We start from the raw sequence: 1,321 nt of genomic DNA on the forward strand, positions 1-1,321 counted from the left end.
CTCCACCTATCTGAGCAATCACACCCGTAAGATCAAAGCTCTCAAAACCATCGGTATCCGAACCAGAACCAGCGTCAATCACCCCATCGCCATCAGTATCAATATCTGTCGTGGCATCACATACCTCTACGGCATCTGGCATTGTGTTAGGCGTAGGTAATGGTAACACCTCAATGTCAAAAGTAGTCTGGTCGGTACATCCTGCTGCGCTAGAGACTACTGCCTGTATCGTCTGTGGGTTCTGAATATTTGTATAAGCCGTAGGGTCTGCAATAGGTGTATCACTCGTCTGGTCTGCAAGACTCGCATAATAGGTCACAGATAGTAATGGATCACCTCCCGTAAGACTTGCCTCATTAACCGTAAGGTCAAATACATTAAAAGTATCTGCATCATCATCACAAACCATTAGATCTAGATCATCATTTGCTGGGTTTACCGTAGGTGGGCTTTCTACAGAGATTTCAAAAGAGCTTACTGCAGCACATATATTTGGACTACCATCATTTACTTGTAAACGTACCCAGATTACCTCAAGTGGTGTTATCTGTGTTGCGTTATAGTTGGCTGGATCTATAATTGGGTTGTTACCTGTTTCTGCATCTGCCAGGGTGTTGTGATAGGTGATGACAAGCGTGGTCGCATCTTGTGTCCCTATGATGGCAACCTCATTTTGAGTAAGGTCTATGATTTCCATCAGGTTATTATCATCATCACACTCGGTAAGTGTTTCAAGGGCTGCAGGAATCTCAGGGATAGGATACACCACAAGCTCAAACTCATAAATCTTAGTACAAGCCGTTGCCGTTGCAGGGTTGGTATCTTGTGCTACCACATACAGTGAGGTCATCCCTGTGATGTTGTTATAAGGAACGGTAATATCTATCTGCCCTGCACCTGTATCTGCCGTGGCATTATCTAGAGTTTCATAAAAACGTAGTGTGATGTCTGTAAGCGTTGCTAATAAGTCATCATTATACTGTTGTAAGTCAAAGGCTCCAAAACCATCATTATCTTCATCACAAGCTATCGCTTCTGGTAAAGGTTCTCCAATAACTGGTAGCGGATTCACCTGTAGGTCTACCGTAGTTTCTGCTCCACACATTCCTGCATCACTACTACTTACTAAGATAAAAAGCGTCTGCGGACTAGTACCATCATTTACATATGCCTCTGGTGTGGGAATAGCATTTACAATACCTGCATCTAGGTCTGCTTGCGACTCATAGTAGGTCACGGTAAGGGTTGGGTCGCCACCGGTAATACCTGCATCAAGGCTGGTAAGGTCAAAAGTGGTAATCCCATCATCATCGGTTCCTAC

The 1,321-nt window shown here is 44.1% G+C and carries 1 pseudogene; it reads right to left on the minus strand.

The features are described 5' to 3' along the window. A pseudogene (locus ACJJVM_RS00020) lies at positions 1-1,321 on the minus strand (iron-regulated protein FrpC); the annotation flags it as partial.

The sequence above is a fragment of the Dokdonia sp. Asnod2-E02 genome (assembly GCF_045063915.1).
GTDB lineage: Bacteria > Bacteroidota > Bacteroidia > Flavobacteriales > Flavobacteriaceae > Dokdonia.